The sequence below is a fragment of the uncultured Friedmanniella sp. genome (assembly GCF_964244005.1).
Taxonomy (GTDB): Bacteria; Actinomycetota; Actinomycetes; order Propionibacteriales; family Propionibacteriaceae; genus Microlunatus.
In genome coordinates this window covers 15,809-38,724 of sequence record NZ_CAXTHG010000025.1, presented here as the reverse complement: position 1 = coordinate 38,724, position 22,916 = coordinate 15,809, and the positions used below count along the sequence as shown (strand labels likewise).

The window sequence follows — 22,916 nt, the reverse complement described above, 5'->3', positions numbered from 1 at the left end:
CGCCTACCGACACTTTCTGACGAGGCAAGTCCGGCGGGCAACCAGCGCAGCGTGGCCGCCCGCCGGCCCGTCGCCGAGGTGCGAGCCGCGAACGAGGAGCCCACGTCGGCGGCCGACCAACACGTCGGTAGAGTCACCGTTGTTCCCACAGCAGTGGGCGCGCCACACATTGACGTGGGGAGCCTCTCATGGCTGGATCATCAGTTGCACAGGACAAGGACCAGAGCAGCCGTCTGACGGGATCTATCGTCGTCGTCGCTCTCGTATCGGCGATCTCGGGCCTGCTCTACGGCTACGACACCGGCATCATCTCAGGTGCGTTGCTGCAGATCACCGACGAGTTCGGCCTAGCCGACAGCATGAAGCAGGTGATCGCAGCGGCGATCCTGCTCGGAGCGGTGATCGGTGCGCTGACGTGCAGTCGGCTGTCGGAGTCTCACGGCCGGCGTAAGACGCTGCTGCTGGTGGCCGCCGTCTTCGTCGTCGGCGCGCTGTGGGCAGCACTGGCGCCGAACGCGGTGATGCTCATCGGAGGGCGCCTGGTGCTCGGTTTCGCCGTCGGCGGTGCCACCCAGACTGCTCCGATCTACGTGGCTGAGCTTAGCCCGACCAAGTACCGCGGTCGCCTGGTGCTGTTCTTCCAGATCGCCATCGGCGTCGGCATCGTCATCTCCACGATCGTCGGAGCTACTGAAGTGGTCGACTGGCGGATCGCCGTCGGAGCGGCCTCTGTACCCGCCGCCCTGATGTTGGTGATGTTGTTGCGCCTGCCGGAGAGCCCGCGTTGGCTCACCAAGACCGGCGACGTCGAGGGAGCGAGGTCTGCCTTCGAGCGGGTACGGCCGCACGGCTCCGACGTCGGGCCGGAGCTGGACGAGATCCGCGAGGCAGTCGCCGCCGAGGAGGAGCAAAGCACGCGTGGATGGCGGGGGTTGCGCGAGGCGTGGGTGCGGCCCGCTCTGGTCGTCGGCTGTGGGGTGGCCATCTTCACGCAGCTGTCCGGTATCGAGATGATCATCTACTACTCGCCCACCATCCTCACTGACAATGGCTTCTCGAAGTCTGCGGCGCTGGACGTCTCTGTCGGGCTCGGGATCACCTACCTGGTCACCCAGCTGATCGGGCTAGCCATCATCGACCGAGTCGGGCGGCGGCGCCTGACTCTGATCACCCTTCCTGGCGCCGCACTCGCTTTGATCGTGCTCGGAACCTTCTTCGTCACCGGAAACGACGGCCCGGCACAGGTGCCGTACATCATCGCCACGCTCATCGCCTTCATGGCCTTCACGGCGGGGGGTATCCAGCTGATGGGCTGGCTGACCGGCTCAGAGATCTACCCGCTCGCGACCCGGGCCGCCGGTGCGGCGGCTCAGTCGGCTTCGCTGTGGGGCACGAACCTGCTCATCACCCTGACCCTGCTCACCATCATCAACGCGATCGGCACCGGACAGACCTTCTGGCTGTACGCAGGGTTCAACGTGATCGCCTTCGTGGTCTTGTGGCGCAAGATGCCCGAGCTGACGGGCCGAAGCCTGGAACAGATCGAGTCCAACTTGCGCGCCGGCAAGTTCACACCCGCAGACTTCGCCAAGCAGAGCTCAGACGAGAGCGTAGCCAGCCCGGAGCGGCGTTGAACCACCGTGCAGCCGGTGTCGACGCTGTAACCGTTTCGACAGCAGCCTCGGGCGGCGGGCTTTCCCCGGGGCCACGGGCAAGGGTACGAGCCGGCGGGTCTTCGGACCCGGGGTCTCGCCGGCCTGGCACCTCCCCAGGACCGCCCCAGTCGCGCCGCCACGTCCTCTGGCCCTCGCCGCGCGCGCCGGTCCCCAATCCACCTGGGTTCTCCGCGTCAGCAGCTGATGGTCGACCAGCTCGTCACGGGGGGACTGCCGCCAGGTCGGGCCGACAAGGTCGTGGAGAAACGGTCCCCACTCCGACGGGGCTCTACGATGATCCTCGTGGTGACTAGCGAGGCAGCGCGTCAGACGCTGCTGCGCACGCCCGGTCAAGGGGCCGGGCGGCTCGGCAGGGTCGCCCTGCTCGCGGCTGTGCCGTTGCTGCTGGGCAGCGGTGCGCACCTGCTCGGTGGCGGGGCGCTGCCGTTGCTCGGGGTCCTGCTCGCCGTTGCCGGGCTGGTCCCCGTTTCGGTCGCGGCCAGCGGGCGGCAATGCCGGTTCCCGCTTCTGGTCGCTCTGCTCGGCGTCGACCAGGTCGGGCTGCACCTGCTCTTCACCGCTGCTTCGACGTCGGCGATGTGCATGCCCGGCGGGTCGATGCCGAACGGGCACGTCAGCCACCCCGGAGCGGGCGGAACGGGACTGACGTCGGTGACTGCGCTCCCGGCGTGCGCGCAGGAGCACGCGATGACGACCGGCTGGCTGATGATCGCCGCCCACGTGCTGGCCACCGTCTTGGCGGCGTGGCTGCTGGCGCGGGGCGAAGCCTGGTGGTGGCGCACGGTCGCCGAGCTCACCCGGATCGTCTCGGCACGCCCGACCCGGCGCCGTGCGCGGCTGGTACCGATCATGGCTCGGGCGTCTCGGGTCAACGTGGCGATGGCGATGGCGACGGCGTCGCCGCGCGGTCCTCCGCTGCCATCCTGAGACCCCCCTTTCTTGGCGTCCGCGGCTCCCTCCATGTGTGGTCGAGCCGCTTCTTCGCCGTTTCGTCGTCCCCAGGAGCACACCATGACTACTACCGTTGGCGCGCCCGACCGCCACATCGATCCACCCTCCCCGCCTGTCCAGGACTCGGGTCGAGCCCGAAGGCCTCGTACGCAGCTCTTCGCCGGAATGTGGCGCTGGCACTTCTACGCCAGTTTTCTCGTCGTCCCGGTCCTCGCCCTGCTGGCCGTCACCGGCCTGATCTATCTGTTCCGGTTCCAGCTCGAGCCTGCGCTGCACCCCGACCTCATGCACGTCGATCCGCGACCCGGCGTGGGCGCGGCCACCTACGACGACCAGCGTGAGGTCGTCGAGCAGTCCCTCGACACCGACGGCTTGACGGGCGCCTACATCGCGTCGATGACCGAGCCCCGCGACGCCGAGTCACCGACCCGGTTCACCGTCACCCTGCCCGATGAGTCGAGCCGCGACTACTTCGTCGACCCCTACCGACTCGAGGTCCTCGGCTCGCTCAACCCCGACACCACGCTGTCGGGGACGGCGGTGCGGCTACACGGGGAGCTGATGACTGGGAAGATCGGCGACGCGGTCGTCGAGCTGGCCGCGTGCTGGGCGATCGTGATGGCCCTCACCGGCTACTACCTGTTCGTGCGCGGCTGGCGCTCTCGGCGCAGAGCCACACAGCAGGCCCGCGCCGACGCTGATGCGCTGCGTCGGACGAGCACGTCCTCCCTGACCAGTGCCCGGCTCCGGCAGACTCACGCGGTCGCCGGCGCGGTCGCCGGCATCGCTCTGCTCGGCCTACTGGTCAGCGGGCTGCCGTGGACCGGCTTCTGGGGCGAACGGGTCCAGCAACTCGCCACCAGTCAGGGGAGCTCGCTGTGGGCTGACGACCACGGTGGGGCGTCGGAGCCGACGACGACAATGGACGAGTCCTTGCCGCACAGCCACGCCACCGATGTGCCGTGGGGCCTCGGTGAGAGCCAACGTCCGACCTCCGACGTGGATGGCTACCAGGGGACCGTGGCCAACCTTGACACTGCGGCCGTGGTGGCCGATCGGGAGGAGCTGCGGCACCCGTACACGGTGCTGATGCCTGATACCCCCGAGGGCACCTTCGCCGTGATCGGCTACGCGTTCGACGATCCCGGACAGGAGCGGACGATTCATGTCGACCGCTACACCGGCGCAGTGGTGGGCACGTACGGCTACGCCAACTATGCCGGAGTGGCGAAGGTCGTCAGCCAGGGCATCGCCCTGCACGAGGGCCGTCGTCTCGGGCCGGTGAACATGGTGCTCTCGGCGGGGATGTGCCTAGGGATCCTGTTCCTCTGCCTGAGCGGGCCGATCATGTGGTGGCGCCGTCGGCCGCGGGCTGCGGGACGCCTCGGCGCCCCCCGTGGCCGGCTGCCCTTGGCTGCGACGCCGGCGCTGGTGCTGGGGCTGGTCGTGCTCGGGGTGTTCCTCCCGCTGTTCGGCGCCTCTCTTGTCTTGCTTGCGCTGCTCGACCAGCTCCTGCTCCGTCGGGTGGCGCCGCTCGCGCGCTGGCTCGACGTCAAGCCCTGACCGGCGCTGCCTCCTCACCGTCCGTAGGGAGCCACTCCTGGTGAACCCCGGACCGACCACCACGGGGCATCGGAAAGCGCGGCGGCCAGTGCCACCAGGGCGAGGCCGCCGAGCACGACCCACCCCACCGTGCTCGTCGACCAGTCCCCCGCCGAGCTGGTGCCGTAGGGGAAGACGGGCAGCCGGGTCTCCCAGGGCCGCACCAGAGCCCAGGCGGTGGTGAGCGGTACCACCGCCGTGGCCAGGGCCAGACCCGGCGTCGGCTCCCCCCATGCGCGCCGCCACCCGGCGTACCCGGCTCCGACCGCGATCGCGACCAGGCCCTGGACAAGGACGTTCCCGCTCTGGTCGAACAGAGCGCGGTCGCCGGCGTGCGACACGACCGCGCACCACACCAGGACCAGGCCGAGCACGGCGGGCATCCGCGCCGACGTACGCCAGGCAAGGCTGCGTGGCGCCACATCGACGACGACGGCCGCGGACTCGTCGAAGCACCATGCGCTCGCACCGGCCAGCACCCCGATCGCGGTCCCTTCGAGGGGCCAGAGCACCCACGGTCGCCAGCGCACGAGCTCCATCAGCAGCACGACCAGGACCGCAGCCAGCGCGACCCGTACCCACGGGACCGCCCTGGCGGCGTAGCAGACCATCAGCAGAACTCGCAGACCCCGGGGCTGATGACTCCCTCGGTGTAGCCGAGGACCATCGTGAGGACACCCAGCACGACCGCGAGGGCGATCAGCCCCAGCGCGACCTTGGTCAGCGCGGCCCGGTCGGACTCGGGATCGTGCCGGACGGCCACCACGACGCCGAGCGCGCAGAGGGTCAGGAGGTACAGCACCCAGAGGAACGGGTTGCCGGGCAGGGTCCCCATGTGCCACACGTCGCCTACCGTGCGCTGGGTCAAGAAGTAGGTCCAGAACCAGAGGACGCGGTACGGCTGCTCGCCCCCGACGAGGCCGCCCTGCATCAGGATGGTCACGATGACCAGGAGCACCGACGCGACGGGCGCGGTGCCGCGGCGCGGCAGGTAGCGCGCGAGCAGCAGACCGAGGATCGGTCCGCCGATGGCGCAGACCACGCCGTCACCGAACTGCTCGGCGTGGACGAAGGCGTTGGAGATCCCGGGCGGGACCACGTAGGCGGCCGGCGGGTGCACGTACCAGGTGATCACCGCCAGGACGAACGAGAGCAGGGCGACCGAGAAGGGTACGACCGTGGCCGCGGCGAGAGCGAGGGTGCGGGTGCGCTCGGGCACGGCCACGACGCCGGCCGCCTCGGCGGCCCGGTCCGAGCGACGGGTCAGACCGAACATCACGACCAGACCGAGCACGCCGAGCAGGGCGGCCGGAGCGATCATGTAGGACCCGCTGGAGCCGGGGTCGTGGTCGAGGTGGAACAGCTGGACCACGTTGAGCGCGAGCACGAGCGCGGCGCCGATCCAGAACAGCTTGTGCTGCAGGTAGTGGCGGATCTCCTGCCGGGCGAGCACGCCCAGGGTCGATCCGGTGGCCGTCATGGAACTCATCAGGTGACCCCTTGTCTGGTGCGCCCCTCGGAGCGGAGCAGCAGGTAGGCGTCCTCGACCGACGGGTCGACGACGAAGGAGTCGGGAGCGGGCTGTCCCCCGACGGACCGGACCAGCCCGGTTCCGGTCTTCCAGGTCTGGACCGCGCCGCTGCTGGCGGTCGGTCCGAGGTGCACACGGCCGGCTGCCGTGGCGAGGAGCTCGGGCACCGTGCCGTCGAAACGGATCGCTCCGTCGTCGATGACGAGCACCCGGTCGCACAGGGCCGAGACGTCCTCGGTCTGGTGCGTCGAGATCACGACGGTCCCGGCGAGGCCGGAGAGCAGGCCTCGGAGGGACGCGCGCTGCTCCGGGTCGAGCCCGGTGGTCGGCTCGTCGAGGATGAGCAGCTCGGGCGCCCCGATCAGGGCCTGGGCGACGGCCAGCCGGCGGCGCTGCCCGCCCGACAGCTTCGACACCTTCATTGCGCCACGGTCGCCGAGGTGCACCAGGTCCAGCACCCGACGTACCTCGTGGTTCCGGGCCTCGGTGTTCCGCCACTCCTTGAGGACCGCGAGGTAGTCCAGGAACGACGCCGCGGTCATGCCGCGCGGGAACACCACCTCCTGCGGGCAGTAGCCGATCCGGCGGCGGGCCTCGACCCGGTTGGCGTGGGACTCGGTGACGTCGAGCCCAGCCACCACGATCCGGCCGCCGCTGGGCGGCAGCGAGGTGGACAGCAGCCGGAGCAGCGTGGTCTTGCCGGCGCCGTTGGGGCCGAGCAGTCCGACGACTCCGGGTCGCAGGTCCACCGAGACCGGACGGACCGCGGTGCTGCCGCCGAACGCCTTCCACACTCCGTCGAGCACCGCTGTCGTCGTCACAGCTCGCCTCCCGGCAGCCGGAGGGTGGAGGTGCGTAGGTGCAACAGGGCACACCAGACCACGGCGAGTCCGATGCAGGCGAGCTGCGCCGGCGCGGACGTGAGCACCAGGACGTCCCAGCCGAACCTCAGCACGACGACCAGGCCGACCCAGGTGCTCGCGACGGTCGCGCCGGCGGCGGGCGCCGGCAGCCAGGTGAGCAGCGCGAGCACGCCGGTGGTCAGGCCCAACGCCGGCAGCAGCCAGACGAACGCGAGGTCTTCCATGCCCGGGATGACCAGGCCGAGAGCCAGCGTCACCGGTGCCGCGACGGCGAGCGTGGCGGTGGCGCGCAGCAGGGCGAGCCGCAGCTTGCTGTACGGCGTGGCGAGTGAGACCTCGCGCAACGGGTCGAGGGCGTCGTAGGCCATCACGACGGCCAGCACCGGTACCAGCGGAGCGAGCGCGAGGAACGCCACGTCCTGATTGGTCGGGCTCAGTCCCGCGAGCCCGACCAGGCAGGCCGTCACCAGGGCGAGGCCGACCGAGGCCGCCCAGGGGACGACGAGGGAGTTGGCCGCCGAGACCACCACGAGGTCGTGGGTCGGCGTCCCCAGGCGGCGCAGCAGCCGGAGCGGCGCGGGGAGCACGGGTTCGGCGATCGAGGTCCGGACGGCGTCCCAGACCGCCATGGTCTGCGCAGGCGTCGCGGTCGACCTCGCGGCATCGCGGCACTGCGCGCAGCCGGCGACATGGGCCTCGACGCTCGCTTCAGCCACGGGATCGAGTCGCCCGGCGGCGTAGGCGTCCCAGGTGTGCTTTGCCACGTGCCAGCTCATGACCATCCCTCCACCGAGATCAGCTGCTCACGTAGCCGTGACTTCGCGGTGCGAGCGCGGCTCTTGACCGTGCCTTGGGGGATACCGAGCAGCTGCGCGGCCTCCCTGGTGGAGAGCCCGTCGATCACCGTCGCCTGCAGGACCTGCCGGAGCTCCGGTGACAGTGCTCCGAGCGCCTCCCCGACCGGGCCGTGCTCGACGGCGAGGAACAGCTCGTCCTCGGCGCTACGCATCGTCGGCGACAGCGCCGACATCACCTGAGCCGTGACGGGAGTGGGCTGGGCGCGCTTGCGCAACCGGGACGCCAGCTGCCGGATCGCGATGCCCCACAACCAGGCACCGAGGTCACCATCGCCACGGAACGCGCGCGGCTTGCGCCAGACCGCGACGAACGTGTCGTGCAGGGCTTCCGCGACCAGGTCCTCATCGGCCGTACGACGACGCAGCCGAAGCCGAAGCCACGCCGAGTGCCGTTCGACCAGCTCGCGCAGGGCGAGCGTGTCGCCCTCGGCCACCAGACCGAGGAGCTGCCCGTCCGTGAAGGTCTCCACGCACGTACTGTCGCGCGTCCGGGCCCGATCGGATCACTGATCGAGCAGGAATCTGCCGCACCACGTCCAGCGGCAGACTCAGGGCCGCACCGGACGGTTAGGTCGACTATCTGAAGTCGTCCGCCGTTCGCCTGCCGTTTCCCGGACCTGCCCTCCGTTGCCATCCCGTGAACCTAAGTTCCGGGTGAGAGATCCACAGCAACGGGGGAGGTTCGGATGAGTTCAGACGTGGCCGTCCGAGCCCGCGGGATCACCAAGTCTTTCGGCGACGTGGTCGCGCTGGAGCAGATCGACCTCGACGTGCTGGAGGGCCAGGTCCACGGACTGGTCGGGCCGAACGGAGCGGGCAAGTCAACCCTCCTGGGCCTGCTGCTCGGGCTCGCCGTCGCCGACCGCGGGCAGCTGGACCTGCTCGGTGCCCGCGTCGGTCGGCGGCTCGCCACCCCGGACGGCGTCGCCGGTTTCGTCGACGGGCCGGGGCTGTATCCCGCGCTCACGCCCCGGCAGAACCTCGCCGCCCTCGCCTCGCTCCGCGGACGGGGCGCCGAGAACGTCGGCCCGGCGCTGGCGCAGGTGGGGCTCAGCGACGTCGCCGACGACCGGGTCCGCGGGTTCTCGCTCGGCATGCGGCAACGGCTCGGCCTGGCGGCGGCGATCCTCACCCGGCCGCGGCTGCTGGTCCTCGACGAACCGGCCAACGGCCTCGACCCCGCCGGCAGCCGGCACGTCCACCGGGTGATCGCCCAGCTCGCCGCCACCGGTACCGCCGTCGTCCTGTCCAGCCACCGGATGGACGACCTGGCCGCGCTCTGTTCCGAGGTGACCATCCTGGCCACGGGTCGCGTCGTCTTCTCCGGCCCGGTGGAGAAGCTCGCCGCCGAGAGCGGCACCCTGGACTACGCCCTCCGCAGCACCGACCCGGCCACCGCCCGCCGGCTCGCGGCCAAGACGCCGGGGATCAGGCTGTCGCCTGAGGACGACCACAGCGGTCGAGGCGACACCGACCTGCTCGTCGTCCGCGGTCCGGTGCCAGCGCTCGACGATCTGGTCGCCCGTCTGGTCGGCGCGGGTGTGGCGATCCGCGAGCTCCGACCGGTGGTCGCTCCGCTGGAGGCCGCGTTCCTCGCCCTGACCGGCGACGAGGACGAGCCGACGAGCCCCGACGCGACGGACCCCCGATGACCGCCGTCGCGCTGCCCGTCGTCGCCCCCCGCCCCGCCCCGCGGTGGCGCAGCTACCGCTTCGAGCTGCTCAAGCTGGTGTCCCTCTGGCGGGTGCGCGTCCTGCTGCTGGCGTGCTGGATCGCGCCGGGAGCCTTCGTCGCGGTGGTCGGCCAGCAGAGCGCGCTGCCGGCCGACACGGTCTTCGGCCGGCTGATGCACTCCAGCGGGTGGGCTGGGGCCCTGGTCGTGCTCGCGTTCGCCTGCAGCTGGGGACTTCCCCTGCTGACCGCCCTCGTCGCGGGCGACGTCTTCGCGGTGGAGGACCGGCTCGGGACGTGGCGGCACCTGCTGGTCGCCGTCCGCTCGCCGCGCCGCATCTTCGTCGCCAAGACGCTGGCCAGCCTGTCGGTGATCCTGCTGCTCGTGACTGGCCTCGCCGTCTCCGGCGTGGTCGGCGGCCTCGCGTCGACGGGCAACCGCCCACTGACCGGACTGGACGGCTACCGCTTCAGCGGCGCGGAGGTCGCCGGCCGGTTGCTGCTCGCCTGGCTGTGCGTCCTCGCGCCCACCCTGGCCTTCGCCGCCGTCGGGCTGCTCGGCTCGGTGGCCCTCGGACGGTCCCCGATGGGGCTGGTGATGCCGGCCGTGCTCGCCGTGCTGCTCACCCTCGTCGAGCTGCTGCCGCTGCCGGTCGCCGTCCGGCTCGCCCTGCCCAGCCAGGCGTTCATCGCCTGGCGCGGGCTCTTCACCGAGGACCCGCAGACCGGCCCGCTGGTCGTCGGGGTCGTCGTCGCCCTCGCGTGGGCGGCGGTCGCCACCACCGCCGCCTACCACCTCTTCCTGCGCCGCGACTTCACCGACCTGGCCAACGACGGGTCCGGCCGCCGCGTCCTGCTCGCCGGCGTGCTCCCGCTGCTCGCCCTCACCGCCGGGTCCGGACTGGTCGTCGCCGTGGCCACGCCGGCCAGCGGCTCGGGGATCGACCAGGCCAAGCTCGAGACGTCGCTCGCGACGGCGTACGGCCACCTCTACCGGCTGCAGACCGATGAGCTGCACCGGCCGGCGGTGACCGAGGCGCAGCTGGCGACCAGCGCGGCCTGCGACAAGGGCGGCTCCCTGGTGGCCGACGCAGGGCCGGGGACCGACTGGCGCTGCGTCGTCACCTGGCACCTCCCGGGCACGACTGCCGTCGGCACCGCGATCTACCAGCTCGACGTGACCGCCGACGGACGCTACGTCGCCGACGGTGACGGCCCGCAGGAGGTCAACGGCTTCTTTCAGGTCCGCGCACCGTACGGGGACGCCCCCAACCCGCTCTGGCAGTTCGACGGCTCTGTCGACCTGCTCTCTCCCCCACGAAAGGACTGATCCCATGCAGGTCAGACGCGTACGTCGACCCACCACTCCAGACTCCGCAGGGCTGCTGCGGCACCGCCGTCCCGGACGCCTCGCCATCACCGGCCTCACCGCCCTCGCCGTCGCGAGCAGCGGAGCCGCGTACGCGAACACCACGGTGTTCGGCACCCGGCAGGTCGGGTCGACCTCCGCCAAGGGTCTGCTGGTCTCCTCCGACCAGGTGATCAAGCCGCTCGGTGACCGCGTCTTCACCAAGTACGGCAAGTTCATCGGCTCCGCGGTCAGCCCGGACGGACGGTTCCTGGCCGCGACCAGCACCGACAAGAAGGTGGTCCTGCAGGTCTTCGACCTCTCCACCTACACCCCGATCTCGTTGGCCGGCAGCGCTCCCGGCGTCAACCAGAAGCTGCCTGACGGCAGCGTCGGCCAAGAAGGCCCCACCTACTCCCCCGACGGTGCGTTCCTCTGGCTGCCGCAGGCGAACGGGCTCGTCCGGTTCCCGGTGAACCCCGACGGCACCCTCGGCACCCCGACGTCGATCCCGCTGCCGACCAAGACCATCACCGCGCCGGCCACGTCGCCGACCTTGACCGCGCTGTCCGCGCTGCCCGGCAAGTCGGTCTTCTCCGCCGACGGCACGACGCTCTACGTCCCGGTCAACGGTCAGAACACGGTGGTGGCGCTCGACGCAGCGACCGGTGTCGTCCAGCAGACCTGGAACGTCGGCATCGCGCCGCGAGCGCTCGCGCTGGTCGGCAGCAAGCTCTACGTCAGCAACGAGGGCGGCCGTTCGGCTGTCCCCGGGGACACCACGATCGAGTCCTACGGCACCCAGGTGCCGGCCAACCTGTTCAAGGGCACCGCGACCACCGGCACGGTCAGCGTCATCGAGCTGGCCACCCCAGGTGCCCCGGTGCGGTCCATCGGCGTGGGTCTGCACCCGACCGCGATGTACGTCGCCGACGACGCGCTCTTCGTCGCCAACACCTTCGGCGACAGCGTCTCGGTGATCGACACCGACATCGACCAGGTCGTCCAGACGATCGCGACCAAGCCCTGGCCGTCGTCCAAGGTCGGCTACGGTCCGAACAGCATCGCCCTGACCGGCGACGGCCACCTGCTGGTCACGCTGGGGCGCGCGAACGCGGTCGCGGTCTATCGCTATCACGGGAGCCCGCAGGAACCGGTGAACTACCTCGGTCTGCTGCCGACGGACTACTACCCGGCCGAGATCGCGACGGCCGGTGGCCAGGTCGTCGTCACCAACACCCGCGGGATCGACGCGCGCGGCCCGGAGCTGGCCTTCGACAAGGGCCAGGGCACGGTGCTGGCCACCGGTCACGGCACCCACAGCACCACGGGGTCACTGACCCGGTTCAGGCTGCCGAACGACCAGCAGATCGCGGCGTCCACCAAGACGGTCTTCGCGCAGAACGGCTGGACCAGGTCCGACGTGACCAAGGCCGCCGGCAAGAAGGCCGCCGCCGTACCGGTGCCCAAGCGGATCGGCGACGCGTCCAAGATCAAGCACGTCTTCCTGCTGGTGAAGGAGAACCGGACCTACGACCAGGTGTACGGCGACGACCCTCGCGGCAATGGTGACCCGACGCTCGCGCAGTTCGGTAGCAAGGTCACGCCCAACCAGCACGCGCTCGCCAAGCAGTTCGGGCTGTACGACAACTTCTACGACATCGGCACCAACTCCGCCGAGGGCCACAACTGGGTGATGCAGGGCGACAACCCGGAGTACACCGAGTCCAGCGCCGGGGCGTACCTGCGCAGCTACGACACCGAGAACGACGTGCTCGGCCACCAGCGGTCCGGCTTCTTGTGGAGCGCCGTCCAGGCCGCCGGCGGGACGGCCCGCAACTTCGGGGAGTTCATGGCGTTCGAGAACAAGCCCGTCGACGCGACCTGGCAGCAGTACTACTGCGCCAGCAGAAGCGTCGAGGCGGGCGGCGACCCGGCGCAGCTGATCGACCCGGCGATCCGGGTGAACGACCGCTCCCCCATCCCCTCGCTGGACGCGATCTCGAACCACGACGCGCCCCAGTTCGACACCGCCATCCCCGACCTCTACCGCTACCAGATCTGGAAGCAGGAGTTCGAGCGGCAGGGTCCGGCAAACCTCAACATGATGTGGCTCTCCAGCGACCACACCGGCGGCCCGGCGTCGCCGGAGGCGCAGGTCGCCGACGGTGACGTCGCGGTGGGCAAGATCGTCGACGAGATCTCGCACAGCAAGTACTGGAAGAACTCGGCGATCTTCGTCGTGGAGGACGACAGCCAGGACGGCGCCGACCACATCGACGGTCACCGCGCGCCGGTCCAGGTGATCAGCCCGTACGCCAAGCACGGCAAGGTGGTCCACACCTACTACTCCCAGATCACGATGGTGCGCACCATCGAGCAGATCCTCGGCGCGCAGCCGCTCAACCAGAAGGTCGCCGCCGCGACGCCGATGTTCGGCGCGTTCACCAAGACGCCGGACTTCACACCGTTCATCTCCGTCCCCAACCGGGTACCGCTGACCGAAGGCGTCGTCACCCCGCCCGCCTGCGGTCTGGACACGCTCGGGCTCAGGGGGACGGCGGCCAAGAAGCTGCGCAAGGCGCAGGCGAAGGCGAAGGCCGTCCCGACCGCGCAGCAGCAGGTCGCCCAGGCTTGGGAGGAGTGGAGCAACAGCCAGCACTTCACCGGCAACGGCGCGGTCCCCGACTACGCGCACCCCGCGCAGATGAACCGCTACACCTGGTACCAGACGCACGGCTGGCGCAAGCCCTACCCCGGTGACCCGACGATCTACGCCCCCGACGACGTCCCCGGCGGCGCCATCCCCGGCGTCGACGGTGACCGCTGACCGCCTCTGACGGGTCGCGCTGCTCCAGTGATCGATCCTGACGCGACTACGCGTCAGGATCGATCAGCGTGGCCTCGACAGGTCGGGATCCTCCAGCGACCGGGCGACGGCGCGGCGCAGCGGCCGAGCGAGGCGTCGCTCCACCAGCACGTGGATCAGCGCGGCGACCGCGACGCTGGACAGCATGGCAAGGGCCAGCACCAGATAGCTGTTGCGACTCTCGTGCAGCACGTCGATGACGAAGAAGCCGAGCTGTCCGTGAACCAGGTAGAGCGGATAGGTCAAGGCTCCCAGCACGGTCAGCCAGCGCCACTCGACACGGGAAAGCCAGCCGTTGCTGCAGGCGATCACCGCCACGAAGATGACCGCGATGATCAACGCGACCACCAGGCCGTTGACCTGGCTGCCGGTCACCTCGGGCGTGCGCTCACGGCCGTACCGGACGGCCTGCAGCGTGCAGAGGACGTAGTTCATGGCGATGCCCAGCCAGACCAGCAGGTTGTGGCCGTGCCGGTGCGCGACGTAGAGCAGCATCCCGGCCGCGAAGTAGGGCGCATGGCTGGGGACCAGCAGCGAGATCAGCAGGGACGTGTGGGTGGCGGCGGCGATCGCGGCCAGCAGCGGCCACAAGAACGCAAAGGCGATCACCCGCCGCCGCGTCATCCCGACCAGCACGAACACCCCGATCAGCAGGTAGAACTTGAGCTCGACCCACAACGTCCAGAACGCCCCCTGGATGCTGGGGACGCCGACCGCGGACTGCAGCATCGTCAGGTTCACCAGCGTCTGCAGCGCGGTCGAGCTGCGGTCGCCGTGCCAGAACGACTGCAGCACGAAGGTGCCGAGGACCGCCACCCAGTACGCGGGGAAGAGCCGGGAGAATCGGGACGCGACGAAGTCCTCGATCCGGCGGCCGTAGGCGGTCATCAAGATGACGAAGCCGCTGATCACGAAGAACAGCTGCACCCCGAGGTAGCCGTAGCGGCTGACGTGGTTGATCGTCGGGAACTCCAGCCGCGACGGGTTCCCCCACAGCAGCTTCTCGGCTGCGGTGTAGTGGAACAACATCACCGCCACCGCAGCGATCAGGCGAAGGCCGTCGAGCGCGGCCAGCCGCGGTCGGGCGCGTACGGTCTCCCTCGAAGTCACGGCCGGTAACCTATCCCGCCCCGCACGGAGGCCCTCGACGCGGCGGCGCGAGTCGCGTGTCGGCTCGCGGCGACCCGCTCGAACCCCGCGCTAGCGTGAGCAGGTGCCCTCCACCCCAGACACCTCAGCCCCCGCTCCCCGGCGACTTCCCCGCGGCGGCGACCTCGCCGTGGTGGGCGGACGCGTGGTCCCGGTCGTCGGCGACGTGATCGAGCAGGGCACGGTGCTCGTCCTGGGCGGCACGATCGCCGCGGTCGGCACCGACGTCGAGGTGCCCGAGGGCGTGCCCGTGGTCCAGGCCGAGGGACGCTGGGTGCTGCCCGGCTTCGTCGAGTCACACGCCCACGTCGGGGGGCACGAGGAGGGGGTCGGCTGGGCCGGCCAGGACACGAACGAGCTGACCGACCCGGTTGGCGCCCGGTTCCGTGCGTTGGACGGGATCAACCCCGCCGACGAGGGCTTCCGGGACGCGCTGGCCGGCGGCATCACCGCCGTCGTGGTCAAGCCCGGCTCCGGTAACCCGATCGGCGGTCAGACCGTCGCGCTCAAGTCGTGGGGCCGGATGGTCGACGAGATGGTCTTCGCCCAGCCGTGCAGCGTGAAGTCAGCCCTCGGGGAGAACCCGAAGCGCGTCTACGGGGAGAAGAAGCAGACCCCCTCGACCCGGCTGGGCGTGGCCTCGGTGATCCGGGACGCGTTCCGGGACGCCCAGGACTACGCGGCTCGGCGGGCGGTGGCCGCCGCCGAGGGCAAGCCGTTCGACCGGGACTCCAACTCTGAGATCCTGGTCCGGGTGCTCGAGGGCGAGCTGCCCTGGTGCCAGCACTGCCACCGCGCCGACGACATCGCCACCGCCCTCCGGCTGGCCGAGGAGTTCGGCTACCGGCTGGTGGTCAACCACGGCACCGAGGGCCACCTGCTGGCCGACGTGCTGGCCGAACGCGGGATCGGCGTGATCATCGGTCCGCTGTTCACCTCACGGAGCAAGGTCGAGGTCAACCTGCGCGACCTGCGCAACCCGGGTCTGCTCGCCCGGGCCGGCGTGACCATCGCGATCACCACCGACCACCCGGTGGTACCGATCAACTTCCTCGTCTACCAAGCGATCCTGGCCGTCAAGGAGGGTCTGGACCGCGACACCGCCCTGCGCGCGCTGACCGTGAACCCCGCCCGGCTGCTGGGCTTGGACGCTCGGGTCGGTTCGCTGCAGGTGGGCCTCGACGGCGACCTCGTGATCTGGGACGGCGACCCGCTGGACATCATGAGCCGGGCCCAGACGGTGGTCGTCGAGGGCCGGCGGGTCTACGACTACGACGAGTCGCTCGGCCGGGGCGTCACCGTCAACCCGTACGAGGCCCTTGCCCGCTGATCACAAGGCTGAGTGCTGTGCCGCCGCGGGCGCTACCAGCATCATCGAGGGCTGGGACTGCGCGTGCCCGGCAACCAGCTCGGTCCCGGCCCGGGTGCCGTGCTGGCGGTCGATCTATGACCTCGGCCGCTGCGGCCTTGACGTCCGTTCACCCGCGGGGCGGACCCCGACCTCGTCCGGGCCGCGGGCGTCCAGCGAGGCGGTCACCGAGCTGGGTACGGCGTTGACGCCGTCCGGGCGTCAGAGGAGGGGGCCGGTGACGGCCTCGACGGCGGCGAGCAGGCGGCCGTCGGCGACGACCTGGACCGACGTCTCGATCTCGGGGGCGAGCCAACGGTCCGGGCCGGGGCCGGGAACCCCGGCGGCCCGCAGCGCGGCGACCGCGGCGGCGGTGGCGGGCGCCGGGGTCAGCGGGGCGCGCAGGTCGAGCGAGCGGGCGGCGACCATCGCCTCCACCGCCAGCACCCGGGTGAGTCCGTCGACGGCCCGGCGCAGCTTGCGGGCGGCGGACCAGCCCATCGAGACGTGGTCCTCCTGCATCGCCGAGCTGGGGATCGAGTCCACCGACGCGGGTACGGCCAGCCGCTTGAGCTCCGACACCACGGCGGCCTGGGTGTACTGGGCGATCATCAGCCCGGAGTCCACGCCGGGTTCGTGGGCGAGGAAGGGCGGCAGGCCGTGGCTCCGGGCCGCGTCCAGGTGCCGGTCGGTCCGGCGCTCGGCGATGCAGGCCAGGTCGGCCACGGCGATCGCGAGGAAGTCGAGCACGTACCCGACGGGCGCGCCGTGGAAGTTGCCGTTCGACTCCACCCGGCCGTCGAGGGTGACCACCGGGTTGTCCACCGCCGAGGCGAGCTCGACCCCGGCGACCCGGTCGGCGTGGTCGACGGTGTCCCGGACGGCCCCGGCGACCTGGGGCGAACAGCGCAGCGAGTACGCGTCCTGGACCCGGGTGCAGCCGCCCGGCTGGCCGGGGACGAGCCGGTGGCTCTCCCGGATCGCGCTGCCGGCGAGCAGGGTCGCCAGGTTCGCGGCCGAGGAGGCCTGGCCGGGGTGCGGTCGCAGCCGCTGCAGGTCGGCGGCGAAGACGTCGTCGGTGCCGAGCAGGGCCTCGACGCTCATCGCCGCGGTCACGTCGGCGACGCGGAGCAGGGCGCGCAGGTCGACGACGGCCAGCAGCAGCATGCCGAGCATCCCGTCGGTGCCGTTGATCAGCGCCAGCCCCTCCTTCTCGGCCAGCGTGACCGGCGGCAACCCCACCGCAGCCAGGGCGTCGCCGGTCGGCCGCCGGCGGCCGGTGGCGTCGCGTACCTCGCCCTCCCCGGTCAGGGCGAGCGCGCAGTGGGCGAGCGGGGCGAGGTCGCCGGAACAGCCGAGGCTGCCGTGCTCGAAGACCACGGGCGTGAGACCGGAGTTGAGCAGGTCGACGTAGGCCTGCAGGGTCTCGACCCGGATCCCGGTCCGGCCCGTGGCCAGCGTCGCGATCCGCAGCAGCATCAGCGCGCGGACGACCTCGCTCTCCACCTCGGCGCCGGAGCCGGCCGCGTGCGAGCGGACCAGGCTGCGCTGCAGCGCGACCCGCTGGTCCGCCGGGATCTGCCGGGTGGCCAGGGCGCCAAAGCCGGTGGACACGCCGTAGTGCGGCTCGACGTCCTCAGCCAGCGCCTCGATGATCGTGCGGCTGGCGGCGACCTCGGCCAACGCATCGGCTGACAGCCGGACCCGTGCGCCGTAGCGGGCGACCGCCACCACGTCCGCCGCCGACACCCCCACTGTCCCGATCTCGATACCCGGTTGCTCCATGCCTCCATCGAACCGCCGCGAGCAGCCACGCCACAGAGCCGCACGACCATCGCTGTCCCACTGGCGAGACACTTGCGTGGTGCCCGATGCTCCCGCCGCCGCCCAGGCCCTGCGGCTGCTCACCCTGCTGGCCGGTCAGGCCGAACCGCTCGCTGCGTCCCGGATCGCTGCGGGTCTCGGCGCGGCCCGCTCGACGACCTACCGGCTGCTCGGCGTGCTGGTCGACCAGGGCTTCGTGACCTACCTGCCCGACAGCCGGACCTACGGGCTGGGCGTCGCCGCGTACGAGCTCGGGTCCGCCTACTCCCGGCAGGCTCCACTCGCCCGGATCGCCCGGCCGCTGGTCCGGCGGCTGGTGGACCGGACCGGTGAGAACGCGCACCTCGCGGTGCTCTCGGGCCGTGACGTGCTCTACGTGGTCGAGGAGCGGGCGCCCGGTCGGCCGGTGCTGGTGACCGATGTGGGCGTCCGGCTGCCGGCTCCGCTGACCGCGAGCGGGTTGGCCCTGCTCGCCGCCCTGCCGACCCGGCAGGTCCGCGCGCTCTTCCCCGACGGCGGCGCGTTCGTCGCCAACGATCTCGGACCGGCGACGCCGACGGCGCTGCGGCGGTTGCTGGTCGACGTCCGCCGCCGCGGCCACGCGACCGAGGACGGGTCGGTGACCTCGGGCCTGTCCTCGGTCGGGCACGCGGCGCTCGACCACGCCGGGCACCCCGTCGCGGCGGTCGCCAGCACCTTCGTCGCGGCGGACCTCGCGGGTCCGGAGCGGCTGGAGCTCACCCGTGCGGTGGTCGCTGCGGCCGACCAGCTCACGCGACGACTCGGCCTGCCCAGCCGGTCCGAACCGAGCCAACCAACTTCGTGACCATCTTGTGACGTCCCTGAGAGCCCGTTCAGGTAGTTGGGGCAGCCCCCACACCGTTAGGTTCTCGGTGTCGACCCAACGTCGGGCGCGCGCCCGGTCGTCGCGAGGTCGGCCAGACCCGGAGGGTGCACGCATGACACGAGGTGGTCGGTTCTTCAGTCGCAGAGCGGCGGTGATGAGCAGCGCAGCGGTGCTCGCGCTGCTGGCGGGGACGCTTGCCGCCCCCGCGCACGCCGCTTTGCCCGACCCCACGGTCACGGCCGTCGAGTGCCCGACGGCGGTGCCCCTCAGCCAGATCCAGCCGGGGTTGCAGGGGGAGGCCCTGACCGTGGTCAGCGGCACCGAGCCCTCGCCGATCAACGTCGAGGTGATCGGGGTGCTCAAGAACGGCATCGGCGCGGGCAAGGACATCATCATGGTCACGCTGTCTGACGTGCCCGGCAGCAACATCATCGAGCAGTCCGGGGGTGGCTGGTCAGGCATCTCCGGGTCGCCGGTCTACGTCGGCGACCAGCTCCTCGGCTCGCTCTCGTTCGGCTTCACCTCCTCCCCCTCCCCGATCATGGGGCTCACCCCGGCGGCCTACATGACTCCGCTGCTCGGCCTGGCCGGTACGGCCGCCGCACGGACGCCCCAGCCGGCCCCGAAGAAGTCCGCCCTCAAGCTCTCGGGCGCCGCCCGCGCCCGGCTCGCCGCCGAAGCCGGAACCGCGGCTCCCCGCGGGAGTCTGCAGCCGATGCCCACCCCGCTGGGCGTGAGTGGCGTCGCGTCACGGCGGATCGACCGCCTGCAGTCCCAGCTCGAGCACGCCGGACGGCCCTACCGGGTCTACGCCGCCGGGGGCGGCACGGGTGCCGCGGTCGGCACCACGCCCACCGTCCGGCCCCAGGGCGGCGGCAACTTCGCCTTCAGCCTGGCCACCGGCGACGTCGACGCCTGGGGCGTCGGGGCGACCACCTTCGTCTGCGGTAACCAGGCCGTCGCCTTCGGCCACCCCATCGACCTCGCGGGACCGGTCAGCTATGCGGCCAACGACGCCGACACGGTGGCGATCATCAAGGACGACGTCTTCGGACCGTTCAAGCTGGCGAACCTCGGCGCCAGCATCGGCACCCTGGACCAGGACCGGACGACGGGAGTGCGGGCCGACCTGACCCGGACGCCCGACACGACCACCGTGGTCACCAACATCGACAACGGTGACACCGGCGCCTCCCGTACCGGGACGACGCAGGTCTCGGACACGAAGTCGCTGTCCGGACTGCTGCCCTACATCGTCTTCGCCGGTCAGGACGCGGTGTTCGACGAGTGGGGCGACGGCGTCGCGACCAGCGACTGGACGATCAGCGGAACGCGCGCCGGCGGGGTGCCGTTCTCGGTCAGCCGGGCCAACTCCTGGGCCTCCCAGGATGACGTCACCATCGATCCCGCCGTGGACGTCGCTCGCGCGGTCGACCAGCTGCTCACCAACGATTACGAGAACGTGACGATCGACAACGTCACCTTCAGCTCGACCATGAAGACCAAGTACCACCAGCGCCACATCACCTCGATGTCGGTCTCGGTCAACGGTAAGAAGTACAGCAGCGCGAAGCGGCTGAACCTGAAGGTGGGCGACAAGCTGAAGGTCAAGGTCGGTCTCAAGGAGTACCGGGGCGTCGGCACCAAGTACACGACCCTCGCCCTGACCGTGCCGAAGAAGGCCCGGGGCCAGGTCGGGAGCCTGTCGGCGATCGGTGGGGTCGACCTGGCCGGCTTCGAGGACTTCGACGAGGACTGCCTCTTCTTGGACGAGTGCGACAGCTCGGCCAGCTCGAGCTCGTTGACCAAGATCATCAGCTCGATCAGGTCCGCCCCGCGCAACAATTCGGTCGTCGCCCAGCTCAGCTACGACACCGAGGACGACGACACCGTCACCGCGGCCAAGGCCACCAAGCTGAACACGCTGACCGTCACCGGCAGCAAGGACATCCTGGTCCGCATCCGCTGACCTTCGCGGCCCCGTCCCGCGCGACTGCTCGGGACGGGGCACGAGGCTGTCCGCCGGTAGCGTGCCCGCTCGTGAGTGCTGCACGTCCGCCCCCTGATACGTCCGACTTGTCAGCGTCAGTGGTCGCCATAGCCGCCACTGACGCTGACAGGTCGGGAGATCAGGGGATGGGTGCGTCCGGGCGCAGCAGTCCGGCGGCCTGCAGGTCGGTCCAGAGGGCAGCTGGTGGCGGGTCGGCGTGCAGGGCGAGGTTCTCGGCCACCTCGGCTGCCGTCCGCATGCCCAGCGTGACGTTGACGACGTTCGGGTGGGCGAGCGGAAAGGCCACGGCGGCGGCAGGCAGGGTGGTGCCGTGCCGGGAGCAGACGTCGGCGATCCGGCGGGCCCGGTCGAGCAGCTCCGCCGACGCCGGCGCATAGTCGTAGGTCGCCCCCGGGACAGGCCAGGGCTGCGCGAGCAGCCCGGAGTTGAAGACCCCGACGGCCACCACGCCCTTACCGGTCTCCGTCGCCGCGGGCAGCACGTCGTCGAGCGCGCTCTGGTCGAGCAGGGTGTAGCGGCCGGCCACCATCACCAGGTCCGCCGCAGTCTCCCGCAGAAAACGGGTCAGCAGGGTGGTGGAGTTCATCCCCGCACCGATCGCGCCCACCACCCCGGCGTCCCGCAGCTCCGCGAGCGCGGGCATGGCCTCGTCCGCAGCCTGGGTCCAGTGCTCGTCGGGGTCGTGCACGTAGACGACGTCGATCCGGTCCAGCCCCATCCGCTCGAGGGTGTCGGCCAGCGAACGCCGTACGCCGTCCCGGAGGTAGTCGCGCTGCCGGCGCAGGTCGTCAGGCACCGCGAAGATGTCAGCGTCGCGACCGGTCGGGTGTTCGTTGGGAACGAGCAGCCGGCCGACCTTGGAGGACACGACGTACTCGTCGCGCGGCCGGTGCCGCAGCGCCTGGCCGAGCCGCCGCTCAGAGAGCCCCAGCCCGTAGTGCGGCGCGGTGTCGAAGTAGCCGATGCCGGCGTCCCAGGCGGCGTCGACGGCCGCCGCTGCCTCGTCCTCGGTGGACGCGCGGTAGAGGTTGCCGATCACGGCACCCCCGAACCCCAGCTCGGTCAGGCACACCGTCGTGCCCGGGATGCCCTGTCGGCGCACTCGTGCTCCTCACCCTCGGCGACGCTGTCACTGTAGCGAGGACGACCGTTCGCGAGCGGTCCGGGACGCGGGAGGCTTCAGGCCCTGCGGCGCTGGCTGAGTCCGACGACGGCGGCGCCGGCGAGGCTGACCAGGACGGCGAGCCAGGTGGTCAGCGGCGGCCCGGTCGGCAGGGTGAGCACACTGATCAGGGCGGCGGTCAGCACCTGACCGGCGACGGCGAAGACGCCGACGACGAGCACACCGTGGATGCGGACCGTGACGCTGGCGGCCCAGATGAAGCCGATGCCGCAGAGCCCGCCCAGGTAGAGCCACGGCTGGCTCGGCGGCCCGGCGATCCGGCCGGGGACGAGCAGGGTGACCAGCCAGAAGACCAGCAGCCCGAGGGTGCCGACGAAGAAGTTGTTCCAGGTGGTCACCCACGAACCGAAGCGGGCCGCGACCCGACCGTTCATCCCCTGCTGCAGGCTGTTGACCGCGCCGGCGACCAGCGGCAGCGCGGCCAGCACCACGAACACCACGGTCAGCGGCAGGTCCGCGAGCAGCCCGGCGCCGGAGACGCCCACGGCCAGCACCGCCATCGCCGCCCCGACGACCCGGCCCGCCCGGAGCTGCGCGGGCGGGCTGGGCCCCCAGCCGCGGTGGTCGACCAGCAGCGCCATCACGGCCTGACCCGCGACGAAGCAGAGGACGAAGAAGGTGATCCCGAGGGCCCGCGCCGCCACCCCCTGGGAGGCGACGAAGAACGCCCCGCCCAGCCCGCCGATCACCAGCCAGAGCGGGACCTGCCGGCGGACGACCGCAGTCATCAGCTGCCGGACGCCGCGGCCGACCGAACGCCGGACCACCGCCAGCACCGTCAGCACGAGCAGGCCGCCGCCGAAGCTGATCACCGCCGCCAGCGCGCTCGCTCGTAGCCCCGTGCCCAGCCGACCGGCGAGGTCACCGTTCACCTCCGACTGCAGGGCGATCAGCGCCCCGCTGCCGAGCATCATCGGCAGCGTGAGCAGCCATCCCGGGCCATCCTCAGGGGCGGCTATCCCGGCGTCCGGACCAGCGTTCGCGGGAGACGGCCGGCCGGCCGGCGCGTGCGGCATCGATCTGCTCCTGAACGGGACTCGGGGTGGTCGGCACGCTGGTGGACCGAGGTCTCCCCCATCGTCGCAGAGGCGGACGAGACCGACTCGACGGCTGCCCAACCCGAGACGTAGCCCTCGAGCTGGTAACGCTCGAGCTGGAGCTGGGCTACCTGGATCCGCCGCTCAGC

At 71.3% G+C, this 22,916-nt stretch carries 18 protein-coding genes; 9 read left to right on the top strand and 9 right to left on the bottom strand.

The genetic code is table 11. The features are described from left to right. The first annotated feature begins 188 nt into the window (after positions 1–188). The 3 genes from ACFE76_RS15375 (at position 189) to ACFE76_RS15365 (ending at position 4,190) form a co-directional block, all read left to right on the top strand. Entirely contained in the window at positions 189–1,634 is a 1,446-nt protein-coding gene (locus ACFE76_RS15375) for a sugar porter family MFS transporter (protein ID WP_375432645.1), read from the top strand. A gap of 324 nt (positions 1,635–1,958) precedes the next feature. Next, positions 1,959–2,603, top strand: a complete 645-nt coding sequence (locus tag ACFE76_RS15370; protein ID WP_375432644.1) for a hypothetical protein — start codon at positions 1,959–1,961, stop codon at positions 2,601–2,603. A gap of 84 nt (positions 2,604–2,687) precedes the next feature. After that, entirely contained in the window at positions 2,688–4,190 is a 1,503-nt protein-coding gene (locus ACFE76_RS15365) for a PepSY-associated TM helix domain-containing protein (protein ID WP_375432643.1), read from the top strand. 14 nt (positions 4,191–4,204) lie between these two features. Here ACFE76_RS15365 and ACFE76_RS15360 read toward each other — a convergent pair whose 3' ends face one another. Genes ACFE76_RS15360 through ACFE76_RS15340 form a run of 5 tightly spaced genes read right to left on the bottom strand, consistent with a single transcriptional unit; the run spans position 4,205 to position 7,950 of the window. Beyond that, positions 4,205–4,840, bottom strand: coding sequence for a hypothetical protein (locus ACFE76_RS15360; RefSeq protein ID WP_375432642.1), 636 nt, complete (start codon positions 4,838–4,840; stop codon positions 4,205–4,207). Beyond that, positions 4,840–5,718: a hypothetical protein gene (locus tag ACFE76_RS15355; RefSeq protein WP_375432641.1), complete on the bottom strand. Its 879-nt coding sequence runs from the start codon at positions 5,716–5,718 to the stop codon at positions 4,840–4,842. Before ACFE76_RS15355 ends, ACFE76_RS15360 begins: the two co-directional genes overlap by 1 nt. Next, positions 5,718–6,581, bottom strand: a complete 864-nt coding sequence (locus ACFE76_RS15350; protein ID WP_375432640.1) for an ATP-binding cassette domain-containing protein — start codon at positions 6,579–6,581, stop codon at positions 5,718–5,720. Before ACFE76_RS15350 ends, ACFE76_RS15355 begins: the two co-directional genes overlap by 1 nt. After that, positions 6,578–7,387, bottom strand: coding sequence for a zf-HC2 domain-containing protein (locus tag ACFE76_RS15345; RefSeq protein ID WP_375432639.1), 810 nt, complete (start codon positions 7,385–7,387; stop codon positions 6,578–6,580). The genes ACFE76_RS15350 and ACFE76_RS15345 overlap by 4 nt, the downstream gene beginning before the upstream one ends. Positions 7,388–7,395: 8 nt before the next feature. After that, entirely contained in the window at positions 7,396–7,950 is a 555-nt protein-coding gene (locus tag ACFE76_RS15340) for an RNA polymerase sigma factor (protein WP_375432638.1), read from the bottom strand. Between the two features lie 216 nt (positions 7,951–8,166). Between ACFE76_RS15340 and ACFE76_RS15335 the strand changes: the two genes are divergently transcribed. The 3 genes from ACFE76_RS15335 to ACFE76_RS15325 are packed head-to-tail and all read left to right on the top strand — an operon-like array spanning position 8,167 to position 13,329. Continuing rightward, a complete protein-coding gene (locus ACFE76_RS15335; protein ID WP_375432637.1) occupies positions 8,167–9,132 on the top strand; it encodes an ABC transporter ATP-binding protein in 966 nt (321 codons plus the stop codon). Next, positions 9,129–10,481, top strand: a complete 1,353-nt coding sequence (locus ACFE76_RS15330; protein ID WP_375432636.1) for an ABC transporter permease — start codon at positions 9,129–9,131, stop codon at positions 10,479–10,481. Before ACFE76_RS15335 ends, ACFE76_RS15330 begins: the two co-directional genes overlap by 4 nt. Before the next feature lie 4 nt (positions 10,482–10,485). Continuing rightward, the gene (locus tag ACFE76_RS15325; protein ID WP_375432635.1) at positions 10,486–13,329 is read left to right on the top strand and encodes a bifunctional YncE family protein/alkaline phosphatase family protein; all 2,844 of its coding nucleotides are present in this window, start codon (positions 10,486–10,488) and stop codon (positions 13,327–13,329) included. Positions 13,330–13,392: 63 nt separating this feature from the next. Here ACFE76_RS15325 and ACFE76_RS15320 read toward each other — a convergent pair whose 3' ends face one another. Next, on the bottom strand, positions 13,393–14,478 hold the full coding sequence (locus ACFE76_RS15320) for an acyltransferase family protein (protein WP_375432634.1): 1,086 nt from the start codon (positions 14,476–14,478) through the stop codon (positions 13,393–13,395). Between the two features lie 103 nt (positions 14,479–14,581). On the opposite strand from ACFE76_RS15320, the gene ACFE76_RS15315 reads away from it, so the two are divergent. Beyond that, positions 14,582–15,847 carry an amidohydrolase gene (locus tag ACFE76_RS15315; RefSeq protein ID WP_375432633.1) on the top strand — a complete coding sequence of 422 codons (1,266 nt, stop codon included), beginning with the start codon at positions 14,582–14,584 and terminating at the stop codon, positions 15,845–15,847. A 240-nt stretch (positions 15,848–16,087) separates the two neighbouring features. On the opposite strand, the gene hutH is transcribed toward ACFE76_RS15315, so the two are convergent. Beyond that, the gene (gene hutH / locus ACFE76_RS15310; RefSeq protein WP_375432632.1) at positions 16,088–17,650 is read right to left on the bottom strand and encodes a histidine ammonia-lyase; all 1,563 of its coding nucleotides are present in this window, start codon (positions 17,648–17,650) and stop codon (positions 16,088–16,090) included. A 79-nt stretch (positions 17,651–17,729) separates the two neighbouring features. On the opposite strand from hutH, the gene ACFE76_RS15305 reads away from it, so the two are divergent. Next, positions 17,730–18,515: an IclR family transcriptional regulator gene (locus ACFE76_RS15305; protein ID WP_375432631.1), complete on the top strand. Its 786-nt coding sequence runs from the start codon at positions 17,730–17,732 to the stop codon at positions 18,513–18,515. Between the two features lie 175 nt (positions 18,516–18,690). Next, the gene (locus ACFE76_RS15300; protein WP_375432630.1) at positions 18,691–20,505 is read left to right on the top strand and encodes a hypothetical protein; all 1,815 of its coding nucleotides are present in this window, start codon (positions 18,691–18,693) and stop codon (positions 20,503–20,505) included. A gap of 160 nt (positions 20,506–20,665) precedes the next feature. On the opposite strand, the gene ACFE76_RS15295 is transcribed toward ACFE76_RS15300, so the two are convergent. Beyond that, the gene (locus ACFE76_RS15295) at positions 20,666–21,649 is read right to left on the bottom strand and encodes an aldo/keto reductase (protein WP_375432629.1); all 984 of its coding nucleotides are present in this window, start codon (positions 21,647–21,649) and stop codon (positions 20,666–20,668) included. Positions 21,650–21,726: 77 nt separating this feature from the next. Next, positions 21,727–22,746 (bottom strand): DMT family transporter, encoded by a 1,020-nt coding sequence (locus tag ACFE76_RS15290; RefSeq protein ID WP_375432628.1) that lies wholly within the window; start codon positions 22,744–22,746, stop codon positions 21,727–21,729. Positions 22,747–22,916 lie beyond the last annotated feature (170 nt).

Bases quoted from the DNA above. Each gene is read 5' to 3' on its own strand.
- ACFE76_RS15375 (WP_375432645.1), top strand. From the start codon at position 189: ATGGCTGGATCATCAGTTGCACAGGACAAGGACCAGAGCAGCCGTCTG.
- ACFE76_RS15365 (WP_375432643.1), top strand. From the start codon at position 2,688: ATGACTACTACCGTTGGCGCGCCCGACCGCCACATCGATCCACCCTCC.
- ACFE76_RS15360 (WP_375432642.1), bottom strand. From the start codon at position 4,840: ATGGTCTGCTACGCCGCCAGGGCGGTCCCGTGGGTACGGGTCGCGCTG.
- ACFE76_RS15355 (WP_375432641.1), bottom strand. From the start codon at position 5,718: ATGAGTTCCATGACGGCCACCGGATCGACCCTGGGCGTGCTCGCCCGG.
- ACFE76_RS15335 (WP_375432637.1), top strand. From the start codon at position 8,167: ATGAGTTCAGACGTGGCCGTCCGAGCCCGCGGGATCACCAAGTCTTTC.
- ACFE76_RS15330 (WP_375432636.1), top strand. From the start codon at position 9,129: ATGACCGCCGTCGCGCTGCCCGTCGTCGCCCCCCGCCCCGCCCCGCGG.
- ACFE76_RS15325 (WP_375432635.1), top strand. From the start codon at position 10,486: ATGCAGGTCAGACGCGTACGTCGACCCACCACTCCAGACTCCGCAGGG.
- hutH (WP_375432632.1), bottom strand. From the start codon at position 17,650: ATGGAGCAACCGGGTATCGAGATCGGGACAGTGGGGGTGTCGGCGGCG.
- ACFE76_RS15300 (WP_375432630.1), top strand. From the start codon at position 18,691: ATGAGCAGCGCAGCGGTGCTCGCGCTGCTGGCGGGGACGCTTGCCGCC.
- ACFE76_RS15290 (WP_375432628.1), bottom strand. From the start codon at position 22,746: ATGCCGCACGCGCCGGCCGGCCGGCCGTCTCCCGCGAACGCTGGTCCG.